The organism is Paenibacillus faecalis, assembly GCF_900289175.1.
Classification (GTDB): Bacteria; Bacillota; Bacilli; order Paenibacillales; family Paenibacillaceae; genus Paenibacillus_AQ; species Paenibacillus_AQ faecalis.
On the sequence record NZ_LT985747.1, the window covers coordinates 2,318,391 to 2,338,611 of the forward strand.

A 20,221-nucleotide genomic window follows, 5' to 3' on the forward strand; every position below is an offset into this window, starting at 1 on the left:
TCACTGTTTGAAAAAAGAGGATTCCATCATATTGTTCAGCGGGAGTGAATGACATCCCTATCCTGCCTCTTCATACGCCTTTGATGAAGAAATTGAACCAGATTTATTTTCGCAATACTAAACTCTTTAACACAATGACTACTTTCCCCAATGAAAACATATTTTTTATCCGCCAGGATTGAATTCAAAAAATGATAACTATCGCTACATCCTATATTAACTACTTCCAGGCTATTGTATTTTACTTCATTGATGAAAGTGTCTAATTGATTCATTCAACCCCTCCTAGACTTCAACTAGTTCTTGGTCAGTGTTTTCATGATGTTTAACCTATATGCCATGACTATGGTGTGCATTTTAAACCAATATTGTTTACATAATATATTTTTAGTTAACTATCTTTCTAGGTTGTCTCAAAAAACACTTCATCACATTAATTAACATGCATTCACTTCTACCTTTTTCAATAACTGCTCATACCAGTTCATTGTTTTATATTGATCAAAAACGGTCTCCTCTGTAATCATTGATGGATCATTGAGCCCCATAGATATCGACTTCATCAATTTATCGGATACTTCCCCTTCTTTGTTCAAATGCGCATAACATCTTACAGCATTATAATAAAACCAATATTGATTGTCTGGATTCATAATCCGGCTCAGGCGGATCTCAAGGTCTTCCTCTCCCTTAGATAACCGGTCAAACACCATTTCATAAAAATACACAGCACCGCTGAAATCTTCATTTTGATAACATTCATAAGCCTGAACAAGAGCATTATCGAAACGGTTAAACCAACCAAACCATGGTTCATACGTCTTGAATAGCTTAAACCCGACCTTCTCCGCCGTCTTCCAAGACCCGATATTGATGTCAAAGCAATCCCAGCCAATACACTTGATCCCTTTAGAACGTGCTAACTGAACACATGCAGCAGCAACAGCTGTTGCCAGCCCCTTTTGTTGATGATCCTCATCGGTCTCGATCCCAAATTCACATTTGTTCCCGATGACGTAATCCGTTAAACACCAGCTTACGATTTCGTTATCGTTCGTTAATATGCAGTATCCGAAGCCTCGCTCATTAAAGTTGTCAGCTGTCATATGATTGGAATGAATCTCATCCAGTATAAAATCTAGATTTTTAAGATCTGTTCTTATAAGCAATTCCAGATTCACTTCATGCAATTGATATCCTTCGGGCAGTTCAATTGGTCTTTCATCTACTGATAGATCAAACATATAATATCTTCGCTTCACAACAGATGCATGAAGACCATCAATCAAATGCTGCTTTAGCCCGTCTATACAAATTGATGATTGAGGATATCGAATATAATAGTCGAGCATCTCTGAATTGGATTCAACCATTCCGGGAAACGCTTGAGTTCTTAAATACACATTCACTTGCTTATAAAAATCAACATTACAACCGGCGGCATACAGCGACCGACCACGATCCCAGACAAAAACTGTACTCGGCTGCTCCGTACAATCCACATAAATTTCACCAGGGATTGTACGCTTGAATATTGATACTAATCTTAAATCATACATAAGCTCTTCAAACAATGATTGCACCGTTTCATACCGTTCAGTTGACAATAAATACATCGATCCATCTCCTTTTATATATCCAGTTACAAAAAAGAGCCCAGGGCATGATTCATCGCCGGGCTATGTCCAAAAACAGGCACAAAAAAGCCCAGGCATCGATGCCTAGGCTCAAATTCATGCGGAATAATACTAACTTACTAGCGTCCGATTGAAAGAGGGGCAGCGAAGGATAACTTTTTTCTACTTACGTTCTTATATTCATATCCAGTCATATCCTAATCCCCTCCTTCCTTGTCAATTAGGGAAATTATACCATCTAATTTTCGGAATGTCTAGCATTTTATTTTTTAATTCGGTCTGTACTAGCTTGAATTAACGGATTACAATAATACCCCTTTTCGTTTTAGTGATCAATACGAAGATAGTAATTTAAATAGAAAATGAGCTAGGAAGGTATAATATGATTGTTTTACTATTATGAATTTTTCATATATTGAAATTATCATATGAATCGACCGGATTTGCTGTATTTGCAGACAATAATACTTACGTTTTCACGAAGAAATCTAAGCCGTTATTCAAAAAAGCAAGTCAGAGGCTCGGTAAATCCGTACCTTTGACTTGTTTTAGCAGCTATTCAAGCAGAAAGTTACTTATACGATTACTCACCATTATTGCCCTATTGTTTCTATTAGTGGTTTGAATTCAGCTTCTCCTGATTCGATCTGACCTTTATCCAGAAACATAAAGCCGTATTTCTCGTGTCCCGAAGTTCCATAACAGACAAACATGTATCGCTCGTCTCCAATGATAGAATCATTAGTTCCTATCTTTATAGAAAAGAGAGAGTGTGGGTGGGTAATCGATCTTAACCTCTTCAATATTGTTTCCTTGCAGATCGGATCTATATATTTTACGAACAAAAAAGCAAGTCGAAGGATCGGTACAACCGTTCCTTTGACTTGCTTTTAGGGCTGCACGGCTGTGGTCGGGCCATGATCAGCCTTTAACAGCTCCCTCAGTCAATCCTTTTTCAATATACTTCGAGATAAACAAGTAAACAACCAATACTGGAATCACCGTAATCGATACCGCTGAAGCCATCAGTCCAAAATCCGTTCCATACTGGGAACTGATCTCATTCAATAAAGCTACAATCGGTCGAACATTCTCTTTGTTAACAAAAATCAATGCGGAGAACAGGTCGTTATACGACCACAGAAAAACAAAGATCGTCACTGACGAGAATGCCGGTCTCGAAATCGGTACAAACAGCTTCGTAAACATTTGCCATCTGTTACAACCGTCGATAAAAGCTGCTTCTTCCAAATCCTTCGGAATCGTTGCCATATACCCAGCCAAAACCAATATAGCAAAGGTCAAGTTACCGGCAGTTTGTGGCAAGGACAATCCAGGATACGTGTTTACCAGCTTCGTTTGAATCAAGAGCTCATACACGGGAACAACCGTTGCAAATGCAGGTATCAAAAGTGTAGCATAGAGAATCGAAAAGATCGCTTTCTTCCCTCTAAAATTGAATCTAGCCAATACAAATGCGGCCAATCCACCCATTAAAAGCACCAACAGTACCGTTGAACCAGACATGATCAAACTGTTTAAATAGCTTCGTCCGATATTGATGCGATCAAATGCATTTTCATAGTTAAAAAACGTCGGATTCCAAGCAATACTAAACGAGTCATTCATAACATCCCTGGATAATTTGAAAGAGTTATTCACAATCCAGAACATTGGATATATTGTTGTCAAGGCCCAGGCTGTCAAAATAACATACATTAAGGCGCTGCCTATGCTAAATTTCCTGGTTTTTTTTGGCCGTACAACCTGTTGCTGATTTTTAACGACTTGCTGCATAATAGCACACCCCTAATAACAGCTTAGTATGTAATATCATCACTTTTTAACAAACGGTTGGCGAGCAGAGCAAGCACTACTCCAAACACGACCATATAAATCGCAACCGTTGAGCCGTAACCGAAGTTCTGATCCACCATCGCTTTTTTATACATATAGGTACCTAACACTTCTGTTCCATTCTGTCCTGAAGTAATAACCCAGACAAAATCAAAGATCTTAAGTACCCCGGTAATTGCAAGTGTCATAACGACTTTAATGTCACCCATAATTAATGGAATCGTAAGTTTGGTCGTTTTCTTAAACCCTGTAATCCCTTCAAGTTTAGCAGCTTCATAAAAATCTGCAGGAATCTTAGACATAGCCGTCAAGAACAATACAAAGTAAAAACCTACGTAATGCCAAACCGTTGGAATAGCTACCGCTTTAAGAGCATTGCTCTCATCGAGCCAAAGAATTTTTTCAATGCCAAAGTTGGCCAGGATATTGTTCAAAAGCCCGAAATTATAGTTATAGATCAGTACGAACAACAAGGAAATGGCTGTTCCGGAGATAACGACCGGAAAGAAAAATACAGTACGAAAAAATCCTTTTAATCTTGATATATTATCAACCAACACAGCGAGTAACAAGGCAATACCGACCTGGAACACGATGACATAAATCATAATCTCAAGCGTGTTTAATGTTGCCGCTCCTAATAGCTCATCCGTGAACAACCGTTGGTAGTTATCCCAGCCAACAAATTTCTTATCGAAAAATCCGGTCGTTCTAAAAAAACTTAGATAGAGGCTTTTAAAAAAAGGATAGTACAAAAAAATCGTCATCATTACCGCTGCTGGTAATAAAAACATCAAAATATACTTGCGATCACCCTTCATAATTTATCACCTTTGATGTTTTATTTTTCTTCACTATCTGTTTAAATGGTTGCGCCGCCCTTGGTCAAGTAAAAGGGGCGGCGCAACATATAGGTAACCGTATTCTTAATGAAACCTATTTTTTATTGGCATCCTCGATTTTCTTCGCTTCTTCAAGTGCTTGTGCAGGGGTTTTCTTTCCTGTCACAACCGGTTGTACGTTAGCACGAAGAGTGGAGAAAGTTTCTTGAGCAACTTTACTATCGATTGTTGTGCTGATCGAATCCGCATTTTGTATCATTGCGAAGCCATCAAGACCTACCTGCGGCAAGCCTTCTATTTCAACATCGGCTGCCGGTGTTCCGCCATTTGCTGTAGCTATTTTTTGAATACTATCTGGTGATGTCAGATGTTTCATCAATTCAATGGTCATATCTTTTTTATCCGGGTTGTCATATGTCGCCTTGGATACATAGAAGCCAGTACCGAAGCCACCTACAACATCATTACCACCACCTGCTCCGCCAGGGATAGCCGGGAATGGAACTACAGTGGAGTTTTCTTTAACATCATCGCTCCAACCGCCGATCGCCCATGATCCTTCAATCAGCATTGCAGCAAGACCTTCACTGTAGTAGTTACCTGCCATACCCAAGTCGATCGTAGCGGCATCCTTAGGAAATGCCCCGAGATCATAAAGCTCTTTCATTGCAGCATAACCTTTTTCCCAGTTCGGATCGATTCCATCAATCAATCCTTTGTCTTGACCTTCAGGACCAGCAGCAGCCAAAATCGCATGTTCAATCAGGTAGTGAGACTGATCGAATGGTGCAGAGATCGGAATAACGCCTTTTTCAGAGAGTGTTTTAACTGCGGTTGTCAGTTTGTCCCAATCTGTTGGAAGCTCTAGGCCATGCTCTTCAAAGATCTTCTTGTTTACGAACAAACCTTCATAAAACCCTGTTAAAGGAACTGCATAAATGTTACCATCATCTTGTTTTGCCATTTCAAGAGCATTCGGAATAAATCCGTTCTTCCATTCCGGATCAGCATCCAGAATTTCATTTAAAGGAACAACTTTTCCTGCGTTTACAAACCCTTCAGCGTCAGCACCGATAAAGTAGAATAGCAAGTCCGGCTCATTGCCGCTGTTCATGTCTGTATTGACTTTTGTTCTGAAACCGTCATCATTTGCAGACATAACATCGTTTTCAATTTTCACGTTCGGATGCTTTTTCTCAAAGTCATCCAAGAGTGCTTGGAATGCTTCACGTGCGGCATCGGTACCACCGAATGTCGAGAATACGCGAAGTGATACATCTTTTGCCTCCTGTTTAGGAGTATCCGTCTCCGGATTATCCCCATCAGCTGCAGGATTGTTACCGCCGCAGGCTGCAAGGAACATGCTGACAAGCAACATTACACTCAAAAGTAGTAATGAAGACCTTTTCATTTCTAAAATCCCCCTCAAAATTATTTTACAGTGAGTATTGTTCTAGCTGTCTAACCAAAGTTTATGTCAACTTCGCCTGTATTCAAAGGGGGATATTCCTCTAAATGGGGGAGAAAAATATAGCCTTCCAACTTTATATTATGTAAATTTTATATTTATTTTCCTTAGATTTCATTGTTTTTCAAAAGGGCTGTGCTTTCACTTGATAGAGGTAAAGTAAATAGGTAAATGATTCATTCACTCTACTATTATGAATTTTTCATATGATGATTTTTTATAACAAAATCACCATCGCAACAAAAAGCCATCTTAAGAAGATGTTTTTCTTCCTTCGATGGCTTATTTCGGGCATATTTTCAACTTAGATAAAGGCTATATAAATCATCTTGCCTTAAATGAGATTCTATGCAATTCGGTATTTGAGCAAGTTTATTAAAGTAAAGATTACTATATTATAGGTTTACATAATATATATGTTGTATACCTACATGGGTCATAACCTATTCATTTCGATCATATGCTTTAGTTTAATCAATGCTGCTTTTAGTGCAAATAAGTATGCTTAAAAATACTTTCAACAAACGACAGACAAAACTTCGCATTTTCTTCTTCTTAAGTTTAATTTATATAATTAATAGTTAATCTCATTAATTTATGTCGCTTTGAAAATATTGCGATATATTCCCGTGCTTGGGATCGACACGTTCTTCATAACGATGGCCTGTGTAATCACCGATCGTCTTCCGCCAAAAGGCTTGAGCCGGGATGTTGGTGCTGATCTCCGTTACTTTCCAGCGACCTCTCAGCCGGTCAAACAGTTGATGAGAAGCCCATGTTCCTAGGCCACTTCGGCGATACTTTTTCATAACAAAAAACTCGCACATATAATAATCGGCTTCTTCCGAGTTATTCATACGCTCGACAAGCGCAAAACCTGCCGGCTTGCTGCTGTATGTCATTAAATAAGGATAACAGGTATCGCGAAGTGTCCAATAATCGTCCAAGCCTGGATACGGGGCAAACCTTCCCTCATAACTTACATCAATATCCAGAAACTGCGTAAAATCGTACAAATAAAACTGCATCAAATGTTCGATCACGGCTTTCTGTTTGGCAGGGACTAGGTTGATTCCCATAGCATTGACTTGATTAAAATGTGTAGACATAACTGCCTCCTCCAAAACACCAATATATTTAAACTTCTTTATTCCTCCTGGTGAAACAGAACCAAGCAAAACCCTAAGTAAGTTATGAACACAACAAAACGTTATGATACAATAAAGAGATACCATAAGAAAAAGCACTCATCGTTTATACCCCGATATTGACTCTTCTTAGACGTAACATGATTAAGAGGTGACCGATTTTGAACATACAAAAAACGATTGACCGCACAAAACTCGATGAAAAAGTACCTTCCATGCCTTGGTTCGTACAGCAGTTTATTGATTATAAGCTGCCGGATCTTTCACCATCTACCCTGCTGGAGTATGTAAGGGATTATGAAACTTTCTTCAGCTGGCTTCGGGGAGAAGGTTTGTCCAAGGCGAGCGCCAATTCAGAAGTCACCCTTCTGGAGCTTGAAACGCTCCGGATGGAAAGCATCACCGGGTATCGGCTGTATTTAACGACAAGAAAGGAAGGGGCGAACTCCCGGATCACCGTGTCACGCAAGCTCTCTTCCCTCCGCTCCTTATTTCATTATTTAAGTCAGATTGCTGAGGATGAAGACTTTTATCCGCTCCTAAAGCGAAACATTATGGCTAAAGTGGAAAATAAAAGGATACATAAGCCAAAAGATACCGCCGCCAAGCTTAAGGGAAAAATATTGGAGGATGAGGAGCTGCTTCATTTTATCGGCTACATCCATGAAGGATACGCAAAAGACGTCGCCAACAACAAGCAGGCTCTTTATGCTCATTCGCTCAATAAAGAACGTGATGCTTGCATTGCCAGTCTCATCCTGAATTCCGGGCTCCGGGTATCCGAAGTCGTAAATTTAAATATCAATGACCTGGATCTCAACAATAAAATGCTTCAAGTATTCCGTAAAGGAAACAACGATGAGACATTTAAAACACCTGTTTACTTCCGTGCTCAAGCTAAGGATGATTTAGAGCAATATTTAGCGCTAAGACAGTCCAGGTACAAAGTCCCCAAAAAAGAAAAGGCGCTGTTCGTTGCGCTTCGTAACGGCCAGAACGAAGGCGGACGGATGACCAAGCGGGCTATTCAAGCCATGATCATTAAATACGCCAAACGATTTGGCAAGCCATACCTTACCGTGCACAAGCTGCGTCACTCTTTTGCTACAGACTATTATCTCCAAAACGATATTTACAAAACCAAAGAACAGCTTGGCCATGCTTCAACGGAAACGACAGAAGTGTACGCCCATCTTACCGACAAGACGATGTCTGAAGCGATTGAACGCCGTTTAGACGATTAAACCGGCTTCATCTAATCTATTAACTTAACTCCTGCTATAGACATCCTGTAAACAGGAACCGGATTGCTACATTTCAGCCGTTCGTGTTCCTGTTTAATTTGTACTTAACGCATCATCGTCGTCATGACAACGTCCCCGGCAATAGAAGCACCTTAACCTTTTGTCCCGCCCTGGCACCTCTCAGCTCCGGAGGAATTACAATCAGACATGAACTGTCCTTGATCGTAATCATCACACCGGAGTGATCCAAAAAAGCGGGCCTCACCATCACTTTTCCATCGATCACTTCCAATGTCCCCCTAATATAACGGGTAAAATGATCCACTTTATGATCATCCATCCCGAGCTCAGCGATCCATTCCTTCAGATATGGCTCCTTCATCCCAAACATTTGACGCAAGGTTGGCCTTACAAATAACAAAAACCCTACAAAGCATGCGCCAGGGTTGCCGGATAAAGCAAACAGCAGCTTTTCGTTTTTAACAGCGGCTGTTGTCACGCTGCCCGGTCTCATGCTTACCTTGTTAAACAGCATCTTTACCCAACCGGAACGAACAAGATCTCCCATAATATCATGGTCTCCTACCGAGACGCCGCCAGTTGAAACAACGATATCACAACGATCCAGTGCTTCTTCAACCTTTTGCCAAGCAAGCGCAAGATCATCGGGAATAGCATTTAAAATAACGGCTTCCGCCCCTGCTTCCTGTAATAATGAGGCCAGCATATAGGTGTTGCTGTTGCGAATTTTCCCGGGCTGAAGAGGTTCTCGTATATCGAGCAGTTCTGACCCTGTTGAAAAAATTCCAACCACCGGCCTCTTATAAACTTCTATGTTATGTACACCGAAAGTTGCCAATACCGATATTTCGCCAGGTCCCATTCGAGTTCCATGCTCAAGGATCAAATCTCCTGTATGAAGCTCGTACCCTAAAGGAGTGATGTTCAACTCAGCTTCAATCACCTTTTTAACACAAATCCAGTGCACACCATCTTCAAAATGATCCTCTGTCATCTCCAGCATAACGACAGCATCTGCTCCTTCTGGAACTTGAGCCCCCGTCATGATTCGGGCAGCCGTACCCGAAGTGATCAGCTGATCTGAAACCGTACCGCACGGTATATTATCAATCACCTTAAACCATACAGATTGTCCATGGCTACAGCCAACCGTATCTGAAGAAACAATGGCGTACCCGTCCATCCTCGACCGCCGGAAAGCAGGATAAGGATGCGGAGCGAAAAGATCAGCCGCCAAAACGCGACCATCTGCCTGTTCAAGATCAATCACTTCCGTGCTTCCCGGCTTCACATACTGTTGAATGATCGATTGGGCCTCCTCCACCTGAATCGCTCTTCTCTGAAATTTGCCTGTGGTCAACTCTTGATCGGCAGCACCCTTACTGTTCATTCAATCATCCCCCTCTTTCCAAAATAGAGCATCAAGTATCTATAATCAGTTATAACTTGTATAAATACCGATGGCAAATTTAAAGCGAGCTATACATGAAAAAGACGCATGGAGGCCTGACCACCACACGTCTTCTCATTTACCTTCGTCCCCGCCTTCCGATTCTGCCTGAGCCGGATCGGGTCTTCGGTTTTTTATATGATTTTTTCGGAGGTTCAAATAATCCGCCATCCCCTCCGCTTTCACCACGTTTGATCGTACCGCGGCTTTGTTTTTTCGATGGTTCCTTTTTAAAAATATTCCCATCTGAACCTGTGCTTCCTTGACCGCGTCTGGATATCTTTCCGCTGCGATCTACAGTGAGCGGAGGTGCAACCTTCTTGTCTTTATCCGTAGGTTTCCGGTAATTACCTTCCTTAGGTTTATAAACATCCTTGCTGGTATATCCCCTGTACCCCCCGCCGGATCTGCCTAAAGAATCAAACAAATCGCTGATCAGAACAGCAGTCAGATAACCTTGAAGAAAGCTGGAATCGTAATTGCGCTGAACATACTCTTTGGAGCTGATCTCAATGAGGGTATCTTCCGGCTTCTCCGGGTCCTGTTGCAGATGATAGTATTCATTGCCGTATACAAGAAACATCCGTTCAGTGCTTTCAGGTGACATCTCATCAGGAGTATTTTCTTCGGATAACTCCGCCGCGACAACCGGTACACTTTTACCAGCTGCACGATAGACATAAGATGTTGCATTCCCTTCCCCATTTACCGATTCCAGCGGATACGAAGCCTGGACTTCAGATGGTGCTCCACAACCGCTTAATAGGGAAGCGAATAAGCTGATCACTAAAATAATCTTTAAAGATAAAAAAGAGCGCCGTTTCATCATACCACTCCTAAGTAGCCCGGATGACTTTTACATCTCCCGGAATCACTTTCTCTCCTTCATAGAGCATAAATCGCCCGTTCTGCCACTCGATTCTAACCAGTCGGTAATCGTCCGACTGATACTGCCATACATGCTGTTCTCCACTTTGTGAGAATGGCGTGCGTCCAATAACCGATACATGGCCGCCATATTCCTCTTCCAGATGATACACCCCATCATCCAGTTCAATAATGGTAGGCACCTCGTCCGGAGCATCGAGCCTTCCATCGATCGGCTGATATAAAGCATACTGCAGCGTTTCACGCTCTTCGATATGAAGATATGCGATCGTGTTTCCGTCTTGCAGTGTGAGTACAACCGCGTTCCGAGCGCGATTGTGTACACGACCTGTTACTTCATAAGTGACAAGCGAAACTTCGCATATATCGCCGGGAGAGAGCTGAAGCATACTCTTTTCTGCCTTTGGAGGCTCTGGTTTTGCAAATAAGTTTCCGATTCTTTTCCATACACTCATTCTTCCAATCTCCTATCGCGGTTATGCAAGATTAAAGTAAAGCCGTGATAATCAGTGCTCCTACTATATGGAGTGTCCCTGCAAATAATCCATAACCGGTTTTTCCATCCTGCGTCCCTTTATCCAGGTTGATGCCGCAGAGTAGTCTGAGCACCCACTCGGCAAGCGATTCCAAAACGAGCAAAATCACAAAAGACACAACAGACACGACTACAGCTTCCAGCAAATGAGCAGAAGTGCCGATCGACACAGACAAAATATAACCCTGTGCTAACAGCTTCATGATCAGCCGTGTGGTCACTGCCATATTGCCTGCTTTCACTTCTTCCAAATCATTATACTTCGTAAAAAGTGAATCCACGAACATCAGCACAAACAGAAGCAGTGCACCAACCCCAGTCCAGACCAGCATTCCTAAAATCACATCAAAATTCATTCCCCAGCCTCCACATTTAACATACTGATCATGTAAAAGCGAAGGAGAAATCCGCACTGCAAGCGCTATTCCCCCTTCGCCGTTTCTAACTCTTTAGTCTTACGAATTGAATCACCCGATATTATTGTTCCTTGTTCTCATACTGCTTCATCAAAGCTGCAAGCTCATCTTCAACAGCCTGATCCTTGCCAAGGCTTTCAAACTCTTCATCCAGCGACTTTTCCTTGGTGTTCAATTCATTGCTTGCTTCTGCGCGTGCTTCCATCTGGAGCATTTTCTCTTCCATGCGTTTCAGACCTGCAGATGCGGTATCCGAGCTGAATCCATTCATCGCCTTGTTAATCTCGGTTTGTGCTTTTGCCGCATTGTAACGGGCTACCAAGGTTTCACGTTTATTTTTCATTGCCGCAAGCTGCTTGCGCATTTCTTCAAGCTTGCTGCGAAGATTATCAGCCGCAAGCTTGTTCTGCTCATAGTTGGCTTTGTATTCATCCCGCTTCGCTTCCGCTGCTTTCTTCTCTTCCAGCGCCCGGCGCGCCAGATCGATATTTTGTGCTTGTGCAGCTGTATGAGCTTGCTGACTACGTTTTTCAACCAGCGCCTCTTGTTCTTCATACAGTGCTTTAAACCGTTTTTCAATAGCGATTTGAGAAGCTACTGCTTTTTCCGCATCCTCGAGATCTTCCGTCATATCCCGAATGTATTGGTCTGTCATTTTAATCGGATCTTCCGCTTTGTCAATAATGGCATTAATATTGGACATGGTTAAATCACGTAATCTTTTGAATATGGACATCGTTTCGTGCCTCCCAATAACAAATTAATTGTCTATGCTCCTTATTTACGTCACAAGGGGGATAACGTTTCACTTTTTTAAAAATTTGTTGATTAAATATTCCGCCTATTCGTTGTTACCACTGATCTTTCCTGCCAAATAATTCTCAAACATGCTTTCTACAGTCTGTACGATGACATCGATTTCATTCTTATTCAGATTGTCAAAATGAATGCCAACAATAACCGTTACCGTCCGCAGCAGCTTCATGGCGCTTCGGCGGGCAAAGTTTTCGGATAAAAGATACTCTTTATGTCCGGGAACCGACGTGGTTTCCACTTCGATAACTACAGGATTCTTATTAGCTACATAAGCTGTTGAAACCGCACCGATATGGGCGTCACCGCCTTTGATCACAATGGTGATATCCCGTCCGATTTCAATTTCCTCTATTGACAAAGCATCTCTAAATGATCTGCTCATACACTCACATCCTTGTTTTAAGGCTCTAAAATACCTCAACTGTAAATATATCATAGAAGACAGAAAATAATGATGTACTAAAAACAAACTGCGCCCCAATCTACTGGAAATTCCAAAACGACTTGCTGCAACAACACAAAAGCAAATTGACTATAAATTTATCAGGAATCAGTGAGTGTTCTTTTTTTCACTGAACACAAACAAAACCTGGACTACGCAAATATTAGCATAGTCCAGATTATAATTTCATGCAGATGGTATAGTTATCCGTTTAGAGCTGAAGATTGCCTCCCTGCTGTTGCACCACAATACCTGCAATGACATTCCCGAGCTCGCAAGCTTGCCGGATCGAATATCCTCTCGCCAAGCCAGCTATTAAAGCCCCTGTATGTGCATCCCCGGCCCCGATGGTATCAACGACCTCAACCGGCTCCGTTGCAACAATGCCCGATTCTTCTAAAGTACAGTATAAAGTACCCTCTCCACCCAAAGTAACCACGACAGGCTCTTGAGTCAGACGTGTAAGCTTTCGAGCGGCAAGCTCCACATCCGTTTCTCCCATTAACGCCAACATTTCCGATTTATTAGCATGGACGATTGTACCCATCCCGAGTATTCTTTCCAAGATTTCCTTGTCAAGGAATTCAATTCTAGGACCTGCATCAAACACAATTTTCCCGGTCTGCTTTCGCTTGCCTAGCGCATCAACGATCACTTTTCCGGATGGACCTTCCAATTCATAACCGCTTACATAAATATAATCATATGCGCCTAGGTCAATATGTGAAAACCATCGTTCCTCCCACCGCGTTTCAATGCCGGGAATCGTAATAAACGTTCGCTCCCCGCCTTTTTCTACGATCGAGAGATTCCAACCGTTATCTGCCGATGCATCTTCGAGGAGAAGCTCTACTCCATCCTGTAGCAATTGCCCTTTGATCCGGTTAGCATAATTCCCTTTGCCGACAGGCGCGAACAAACCATAATTGACATGAAGCTGTCTCAAAATATTGGCCACATTGTATGCACAACCGCCAACAATCGTCTCCTTATGTTCCGCTACTACATCTTCAGCCGTTTTAGGAAGCTGATCCAGTTGAATGATGACATCGACAACAGCCGCGCCAATAACAAGAACGTTTCCTGTATCTCCCGAATGTTGCACAAGATGTTTGTTCACTTCGTCGTTCCTCCTTGCTGCTTGTTATTCCCGAGCCATATAAGCAGTGCCATCACGATCGCACTCACCGCAAAAGCCATCATTACACCAAGGCTGCTATCTTGGAATATTCCTTTAGCAAAAGGTCCATTGAAAAATGGCGAGTTGGTAAATAGAAAACCTGTAATCGTACCTGCCAGCCAACTGAGAATACCTCTGCCATTAAACGCTCTGCCATGTTCAGATGTGAGCAGGCTCTCATCATAACCCGCGTGTTTGCGCAGAAGCATATAATCGATCATGAACACGGACGCCCAAGCGGCCAAACCAATACCTAACAAGCTAAGGAACAGTTGAAAGTTCCACAAAAAATCCTCAGAGATAAACAAGACATATACCGGAATCATAATCATGATCACCGCATGAATGATAATCGCTGTTCGCTCACTGACCCGAATATTCAACGTCTCCATATTGACTCGTGCCGACTTCAAGCTAATAATACATTGCGGGATGAGACCGCCAAGCGCCGTTATAAAGTACAGCAGGGTCATCCAGCTTGGAAGCGCTTGTCCGATCACATCGATAGGATTGGAAGCGGACGCCAGATCCGGGATAGAGGTGCTAATCAGAATACCGACCCCCATCAGTATAAATAAAGGGATAAATGCCCCCACCGTCACGCTGGCAAACACTTTTTTCGAAGAATTATCCGGATTCTGATAAGCGCTGTAATCAGCGGCAGCAATGGACCAGCTGACCCCGGTTCCTGCAATGATCAATGAGATGGCCGGGAGGAAACCGCCAAGCCAGTCTCCGTCGCTCATGCTCAATAGAGCTGTCCAATCCGTTTTGGGGATCAGGATCAATAAAACCAAGAGAGTGAGCGCGCCGAATACATAAGTGAAAAAGGTTTGTATTTTTACAAGCATATCTTGTTTGAACAAGGTGGAAACAAGAATAAGAGAAGCGAACAAGGCCAAAGATATGATCGTTAGAACATGGGATTGAGATAATCCAAGCATTCCAAATAACGACATCAAGGTCAACGTACCTGTCACCACGTTCACTGCAAGCCAGCCGACGAGGCTAAGCCACCCGAGTAAATTCGGAATGTAATTCCCTTTGACTCCAAAAACGGCCCTCGACAATACGAAAGTAGTGCTCCCTGCTTTGAGACCTGAAAGACTTAAATATGCAACTAATGAAAAGGACAAAGCTCCGACAATAGCCGCAAGGACCGACTGGATGAAACTCAGTTGGTATCCGACAATAAGGGCTCCATACACCACGCCGAGAATGCCAATATTACTAGCGAACCAAATAAAAAACAGCTCTTTCGGACGTCCGATTCTTTCCTCGCGTGGGACAACCAGATTGTTTTCAGTGCTGGACATGCGTTATTCCCCCTGTGATATAGTGTGTTCACGATCATTTCTTTCTAAAAGCCATAATTTGATCTGCATAATGTTCCAAGTTGACATCATTTGCTTCATCTATTAAGCGCTTCCAATCTCCGTTGATCGCCTCAGCTCCCGATTTTGCCCCACATATGGCTGTTGCCATGGCTCCAATCGTATCGGTATCGCCCCCTAAATTGGCGCATAGCAGGCTGCAGCGCTCAGGTTCCTTGGCATAGTAGGCAATGGCCAGTGCCGCTGGTACAGATTCGCTGGTCATAACCCCGCTCCCGACTACATCGTAGATGTTCTGTAAAAATGGTTCCTCATCGTTCTCATACTTCTCTGCAATCGTAAGCGCCAGCTTCAATCGGGCGGACAAAGAGGCACTGTACGTCTCTGCTCCCAAACCTTTGGCAACATCGTAAGCATCCACAGCATCCTGCATGATGTCATCCCAAGACCGATCTTCCATCGCTGAACTCACCGCTGCCGCGATCATCGCTGCCCCCCCAACGGCTACATCTGTTGAGTGGGTAACTTGACTAATTTGAAATACGTATTCCGGCAATTGACCTCGTGATTTCGCTGTAAACAGGCAACCGATCGGAGCAATCCGCATAGCAGCTCCATTCGTCTCGGCTCTTGAAGTAAATTCGGTCGTATCTTTTCCTTCTTTTATTGCTAACAAAGCTGCTTTTGAGCTTGGTCCGAGAATGTTGTTATCAAATGCATTGAGCTTATCAGCCCATTCAAGCAAATATCTACCGATGATTTGAGTATCCGGTACAAAATCATTTTCGATCAATGCATCCAGAATAAGCAGCGCTTGCGAAGTATCATCCGTATATTGTCCACGCTTGAAATTTCGAGCTACCTCATTCTCCTCAGGACCGTCCAGAAAATCCGTGATCGTTCCGAAAACATTTTTAACTCTGTTTCTTCCCCACAGCTCCGGCGGCATCCCCATGGAATCTCCAATAGCCATACCGTACAGAGCGCCCAATATTTTATTCTTCATGTCGAGCTCCTACCTTTGTTTATTTTTTATATAGTTGTACAGTCATACGGTTGTACGTATGAGTTATGTTGTAAAAAAAGATCGCTCCATCTCATTTTAAATATGCGTAGCGATCTTAAACTCCACGTTAGGTCCGTAAACGACCTCTACTTTCTCAATCTCTCTGCCGCTCTCATCGAAAACGCTTCCTTTTGCCGTGATGAGCGGAATGTTTTCCTCGCAATCGAACAGCTGCTGGATCTCCTTATTACTCAGAATCGGAACAATACCCAGCGTCGCGTTTTGAGGATATATATCGTATTCCCGATTCATGATTTGGTAAAGCGATTGTTCTGCAAAATCGAATTGTTCAATGTTAGGAAACAGTTTCAGCGGAATATATGACGTATCCAGCGTCATCCAGTTGGTACGCGTCTCCCTCATCGTTCCCCGGAGTCTGACGAGTTTTAAGTACTGTGCATGATCAAGGGTCAGTACTTCCTTCGTTAACACGCGTGACATGGGAACTTCGTTTTTTTTGCGTACAAAATCAGTAAAGCCGCTAAAGTTCCATATATTCTGCTTCACCTGCCGCAGACACACCATGGTACCCTTACCGTGATGTTTAATTAGAAGTCCCTCATCCACAAGAGTGGCAATCGCTTTTCGTATCGTCGTCCTCGTCACATCATAGGTCTTCATCATTTCCGTCTCTGAAGGGATGATCTCGCCTTCCTTGTATTTCCCGCTTAAAATTTGATCCCTAATGATATTCTGTAACTGGACATACAGAGGAACACTATCATGCTTATTGAGCATCACAACCTCCTTCTCTTGAAAATGATTCTTGATGATGTTTCGTAAGCCTTTTCATTTTCTATTAAGTTGTCCACTCATACGTATGAGTTGATTCAACTATAGCATACCGAACGAATGTTGACAAGAGGTTTCTTATCGATGGATTTAGGGCTCCCCTGCCATTAAGCAGAGGAGCCCTTGTTACTGGCGTAACTCCTTTCCCGATTGTATGTTTTATACGATTCCTCGAACCTCATCCAAATGTGATATTTTTTCCTCGATCATCAGCGTTTCCAGTTCACGGATCAGCCTGACGCCTGCCCGAAGATCGGCAAAGCCAGCAGTACCGACTTGAACAGCCGACGCGCCAGCCATTATAAACTCCATGATATCTTCCCCTGAAGATATTCCGCCAACGCCAATGACCGGTATATTTACCGCATGGGATACCTGATGGACCATACGCAGTGCGATCGGCTTTATCGCAGGTCCAGACAAGCCCGCATAACCGTGACGGAACACGCTCTTTCTAGATCTAACATCGATCTTCATCGCAGATATCGTATTGATTAATGAAACGGCATCTGCCCCTTCCTGCTCACACATGTAAGCCATCTCGGTCAGCTTCTCCGCCCCCGGAGAAAGTTTTACGATCAGCGGCATGCTCACTTCACGCCGGACAGCACGAACGACCTTACGCGCTTCTTCTGTCTGTATTCCGAATGCCATGCCGCCTTCCTTTACATTAGGACAAGAAATATTCAGCTCAATCATGTCCACCGCAGAGCGTCCCTCTTTACGTCTTTTATTCTCGTTCTCCTCAATCAGCCGAGCGCCTTCCGTGTAATCTTCAAGACATCCACCACCCAGATTGGCAATACGAACGGTGTCAAGTGTTTCCCAGTACGGACATTCCTGCTCCAAAAAAGCGTGAACCCCGGGGTTTTCCAAACCTACACTATTCATCATCCCTGAAGCTGTTTCCCACATACGGATTCCTGGATTCCCCTCCTTCGGGTGAAGGGTGAGGCCTTTACCGCAAATGCCTCCTAATTCATCGATCGGATAAAATGCTGAATACTCACGCCCAAATCCAAATGTGCCTGAAGCCATCATAACCGGATTTTTGAATGGAACTCCTGCGATAACACAGCTCAAATCAGTCATTGAAAACAACCTCCTCCACAGGAAATACAGGACCGTCTGTACAAGCTTTCTTGCGGCCGTCCCTGCACTTCACACTACATACAAGACATGCACCGACTCCGCATGCCATACGGTTCTCCAGTGAAACAAATACATGGTGAGGTCTTCCATGCTCTTTGTGCTTGTCCGAAGCTGCCTTTAACATCCCGTGAGGGCCGCACACCATCACTTTATCGTATTCAGTAAAGTCGATACTGCTCAGGATCGTACCGCCCACTTCAACATGTAGAGATCTGCTTACTTCAAGAAATGCATCGGTTAAATACGGCTGCTGGCTGAAGCCAAGATAAACATCTGCATTCGGGACGGCTTTTGCCATATAAAATAGCGGAGCAATACCTATCCCGCCTCCAACCAGCGCTAACGAGCCTTCTACCCCCGGAAATCCATTACCAAAAGGACCCTCCATATGAAGCTTGTCCCCTGCTCTAAGCTCCTGAAAGCGCCGTGTTCCCTCACCTACAACCTGATACAAGAACGAAATGGTGTTCTCATCGTTATCAAAGATACTGATTGGCCGCGAGAGAAGCGGATAGTTGTCCCAGGCACGCAGCATATAAAATTGTCCGGGATTTCCTCCCCGACTGCTCTCAATCACCAGCAGGCCGATCCCGTCTGCTACTTTCTTGTTCGAAATCACTGTCCCCATCGTAAGACCTCCTGCGCATATCTAATCCCAATTACTTTGCATGGAAAACGTTCGGGCGTCAGTGATACAATTCACAATTGATGAACATACAAACGATTAAATTCCTCCATTTAGCGAAATCAAGAAAAATACCTGCTCATATAAAAAGTCCCGGAAAAATCCCGGGACTCCTTCTCATATATATGTCTTATCTCAACATTACTTAAAACCACGCTCGTACTGTTTAGGAACCTTTTGGTTCCCCTCCAATGCCTCAGCTGCATGCAAAGCCCAATACGGATCGTGCAGCATTCCTCTTCCAACGGCAACAAGGTCTGCTTTTCCAGACAAAATAACATCTTGAGCGACGTTATAGTCATCCAAAAGGCCAACAGCAATAACGGGAACTTGCAAAAGTCGCTTGAATTCCTTGGCCAGCTCCACTTGATAACCTGGCTCAGCCTTAGGACCGCCGTCTGGACCAATCGGCCCCTCGCCTCCTGAAGTAATATGGAAGATATCGACACCAGCATCTTTATACCGCTGACTAATCTTGGCACAATATTCTACATCATATCCCCCGTCCACATATTCCTTAGCAGACACACGCATCAACAGAGGCATTCCCTCAGGCAGCACTTCTTTCACAGCTTTTACTACCCGCTCACCGAACAGAGCTAGATCCTGTCCGTATTCATCATCACGCTGATTTGTAAGAGGTGAATGAAATTGATGAATCAAATAACCATGTGCTCCATGGACTTCTACCGTATCGAAACCAGCTTCCACTGCACGGCGCGCCCCCTCTTTATACGCCTGAATGAGCTCTTCAATCTCTTCGGTCGTGAGGGCTTTCGGCATGGAATAACGGGAGCTGAAAGCGATTGCGGAAGGTGCTACCGGAGGTTCCGCATCCTGAGCTTTGCGCCCTGCATGCCCGAGCTGAATGCCTATCTTTGTACCATAAGCATGAACACTGTCGACAATTTTCCGATAAGCCGGGATATGTTCATCGCTCCATATCCCCGTATCTTGATTCGAAATACGACCATCCGGATGAACACCCGTCATTTCTACAATGATCAGACCCGTGCCGCCAACAGCCCGGCTAACATAATGGACATAATGCCAATCGTTCGGGATACCATCCTCTGCCTGAACGGAATATTGACACATCGGAGGCATCACAATCCGGTTTTTTAGCGTCAGATTTTTAAAGTTGTAAGGAGTAAACAAATCAGCCAACGATCTCATCCCTTCCGTACTTAAATGATCTTACCTACCCAATGGCTATTATACACTTTTCTGTAGTAAAACCAAAAATCG

At 43.4% G+C, this 20,221-nt stretch carries 20 protein-coding genes; 1 reads left to right on the forward strand and 19 read right to left on the reverse strand.

The features are described from left to right. Positions 1–35 precede the first annotated feature (35 nt). From C8268_RS11085 to C8268_RS11110, 6 genes are all read right to left on the reverse strand, one after another. The gene (locus C8268_RS11085; protein WP_106767707.1) at positions 36–275 is read right to left on the reverse strand and encodes a hypothetical protein; all 240 of its coding nucleotides are present in this window, start codon (positions 273–275) and stop codon (positions 36–38) included. 162 nt (positions 276–437) lie between these two features. Further along, complete coding sequence (locus C8268_RS11090; protein WP_106767708.1) at positions 438–1,616, reverse strand: GNAT family N-acetyltransferase; 1,179 nt, start codon at positions 1,614–1,616, stop codon at positions 438–440. Between the two features lie 942 nt (positions 1,617–2,558). After that, a complete protein-coding gene (locus C8268_RS11095) occupies positions 2,559–3,434 on the reverse strand; it encodes a carbohydrate ABC transporter permease (RefSeq protein ID WP_106767709.1) in 876 nt (291 codons plus the stop codon). Positions 3,435–3,457: 23 nt separating this feature from the next. After that, positions 3,458–4,315: a carbohydrate ABC transporter permease gene (locus C8268_RS11100; protein ID WP_106767710.1), complete on the reverse strand. Its 858-nt coding sequence runs from the start codon at positions 4,313–4,315 to the stop codon at positions 3,458–3,460. A 115-nt stretch (positions 4,316–4,430) separates the two neighbouring features. Continuing rightward, entirely contained in the window at positions 4,431–5,747 is a 1,317-nt protein-coding gene (locus C8268_RS11105; RefSeq protein ID WP_106767711.1) for an ABC transporter substrate-binding protein, read from the reverse strand. A 647-nt stretch (positions 5,748–6,394) separates the two neighbouring features. Beyond that, positions 6,395–6,913, reverse strand: coding sequence for a GNAT family N-acetyltransferase (locus C8268_RS11110; protein WP_106767712.1), 519 nt, complete (start codon positions 6,911–6,913; stop codon positions 6,395–6,397). Between the two features lie 200 nt (positions 6,914–7,113). Here C8268_RS11110 and xerS point away from each other — a divergent pair, with 200 nt between their 5' ends. Beyond that, positions 7,114–8,196: a tyrosine recombinase XerS gene (gene xerS / locus C8268_RS11115; RefSeq protein WP_106767713.1), complete on the forward strand. Its 1,083-nt coding sequence runs from the start codon at positions 7,114–7,116 to the stop codon at positions 8,194–8,196. Between the two features lie 121 nt (positions 8,197–8,317). Here xerS and C8268_RS11120 read toward each other — a convergent pair whose 3' ends face one another. The 13 genes from C8268_RS11120 to C8268_RS11180 form a co-directional block, all read right to left on the reverse strand. After that, positions 8,318–9,607, reverse strand: coding sequence for a molybdopterin molybdotransferase MoeA (locus C8268_RS11120; protein WP_106767714.1), 1,290 nt, complete (start codon positions 9,605–9,607; stop codon positions 8,318–8,320). A 139-nt stretch (positions 9,608–9,746) separates the two neighbouring features. Then, the gene (locus C8268_RS11125; RefSeq protein ID WP_106767715.1) at positions 9,747–10,493 is read right to left on the reverse strand and encodes a DUF4247 domain-containing protein; all 747 of its coding nucleotides are present in this window, start codon (positions 10,491–10,493) and stop codon (positions 9,747–9,749) included. Between the two features lie 10 nt (positions 10,494–10,503). Further along, complete coding sequence (locus tag C8268_RS11130; protein WP_106767716.1) at positions 10,504–11,010, reverse strand: DUF4178 domain-containing protein; 507 nt, start codon at positions 11,008–11,010, stop codon at positions 10,504–10,506. A gap of 31 nt (positions 11,011–11,041) precedes the next feature. After that, the gene (locus C8268_RS11135; RefSeq protein ID WP_106767717.1) at positions 11,042–11,446 is read right to left on the reverse strand and encodes a DUF350 domain-containing protein; all 405 of its coding nucleotides are present in this window, start codon (positions 11,444–11,446) and stop codon (positions 11,042–11,044) included. Between the two features lie 121 nt (positions 11,447–11,567). Next, on the reverse strand, positions 11,568–12,242 hold the full coding sequence (locus C8268_RS11140; protein WP_106767718.1) for a PspA/IM30 family protein: 675 nt from the start codon (positions 12,240–12,242) through the stop codon (positions 11,568–11,570). Between the two features lie 105 nt (positions 12,243–12,347). Then, positions 12,348–12,704 carry a prenylated flavin chaperone LpdD gene (lpdD, locus tag C8268_RS11145; RefSeq protein WP_106767719.1) on the reverse strand — a complete coding sequence of 119 codons (357 nt, stop codon included), beginning with the start codon at positions 12,702–12,704 and terminating at the stop codon, positions 12,348–12,350. Between the two features lie 271 nt (positions 12,705–12,975). Continuing rightward, complete coding sequence (locus tag C8268_RS11150) at positions 12,976–13,884, reverse strand: PfkB family carbohydrate kinase (protein WP_106767720.1); 909 nt, start codon at positions 13,882–13,884, stop codon at positions 12,976–12,978. Beyond that, entirely contained in the window at positions 13,881–15,260 is a 1,380-nt protein-coding gene (locus C8268_RS11155; protein ID WP_106767721.1) for a purine-cytosine permease family protein, read from the reverse strand. Before C8268_RS11155 ends, C8268_RS11150 begins: the two co-directional genes overlap by 4 nt. Before the next feature lie 34 nt (positions 15,261–15,294). Continuing rightward, positions 15,295–16,284 (reverse strand): ADP-ribosylglycohydrolase family protein, encoded by a 990-nt coding sequence (locus tag C8268_RS11160; RefSeq protein ID WP_106767722.1) that lies wholly within the window; start codon positions 16,282–16,284, stop codon positions 15,295–15,297. Positions 16,285–16,380: 96 nt separating this feature from the next. Further along, a complete protein-coding gene (locus tag C8268_RS11165; RefSeq protein WP_106767723.1) occupies positions 16,381–17,082 on the reverse strand; it encodes a GntR family transcriptional regulator in 702 nt (233 codons plus the stop codon). Positions 17,083–17,295: 213 nt separating this feature from the next. Continuing rightward, positions 17,296–18,228, reverse strand: coding sequence for a dihydroorotate dehydrogenase (locus C8268_RS11170; RefSeq protein ID WP_106767724.1), 933 nt, complete (start codon positions 18,226–18,228; stop codon positions 17,296–17,298). After that, entirely contained in the window at positions 18,221–18,916 is a 696-nt protein-coding gene (locus tag C8268_RS11175) for a dihydroorotate dehydrogenase electron transfer subunit (protein ID WP_106767725.1), read from the reverse strand. Before C8268_RS11175 ends, C8268_RS11170 begins: the two co-directional genes overlap by 8 nt. Positions 18,917–19,114: 198 nt before the next feature. Next, entirely contained in the window at positions 19,115–20,140 is a 1,026-nt protein-coding gene (locus tag C8268_RS11180; RefSeq protein WP_106767726.1) for an NADH:flavin oxidoreductase/NADH oxidase, read from the reverse strand. Between the last annotated feature and the right edge of the window lie 81 nt (positions 20,141–20,221).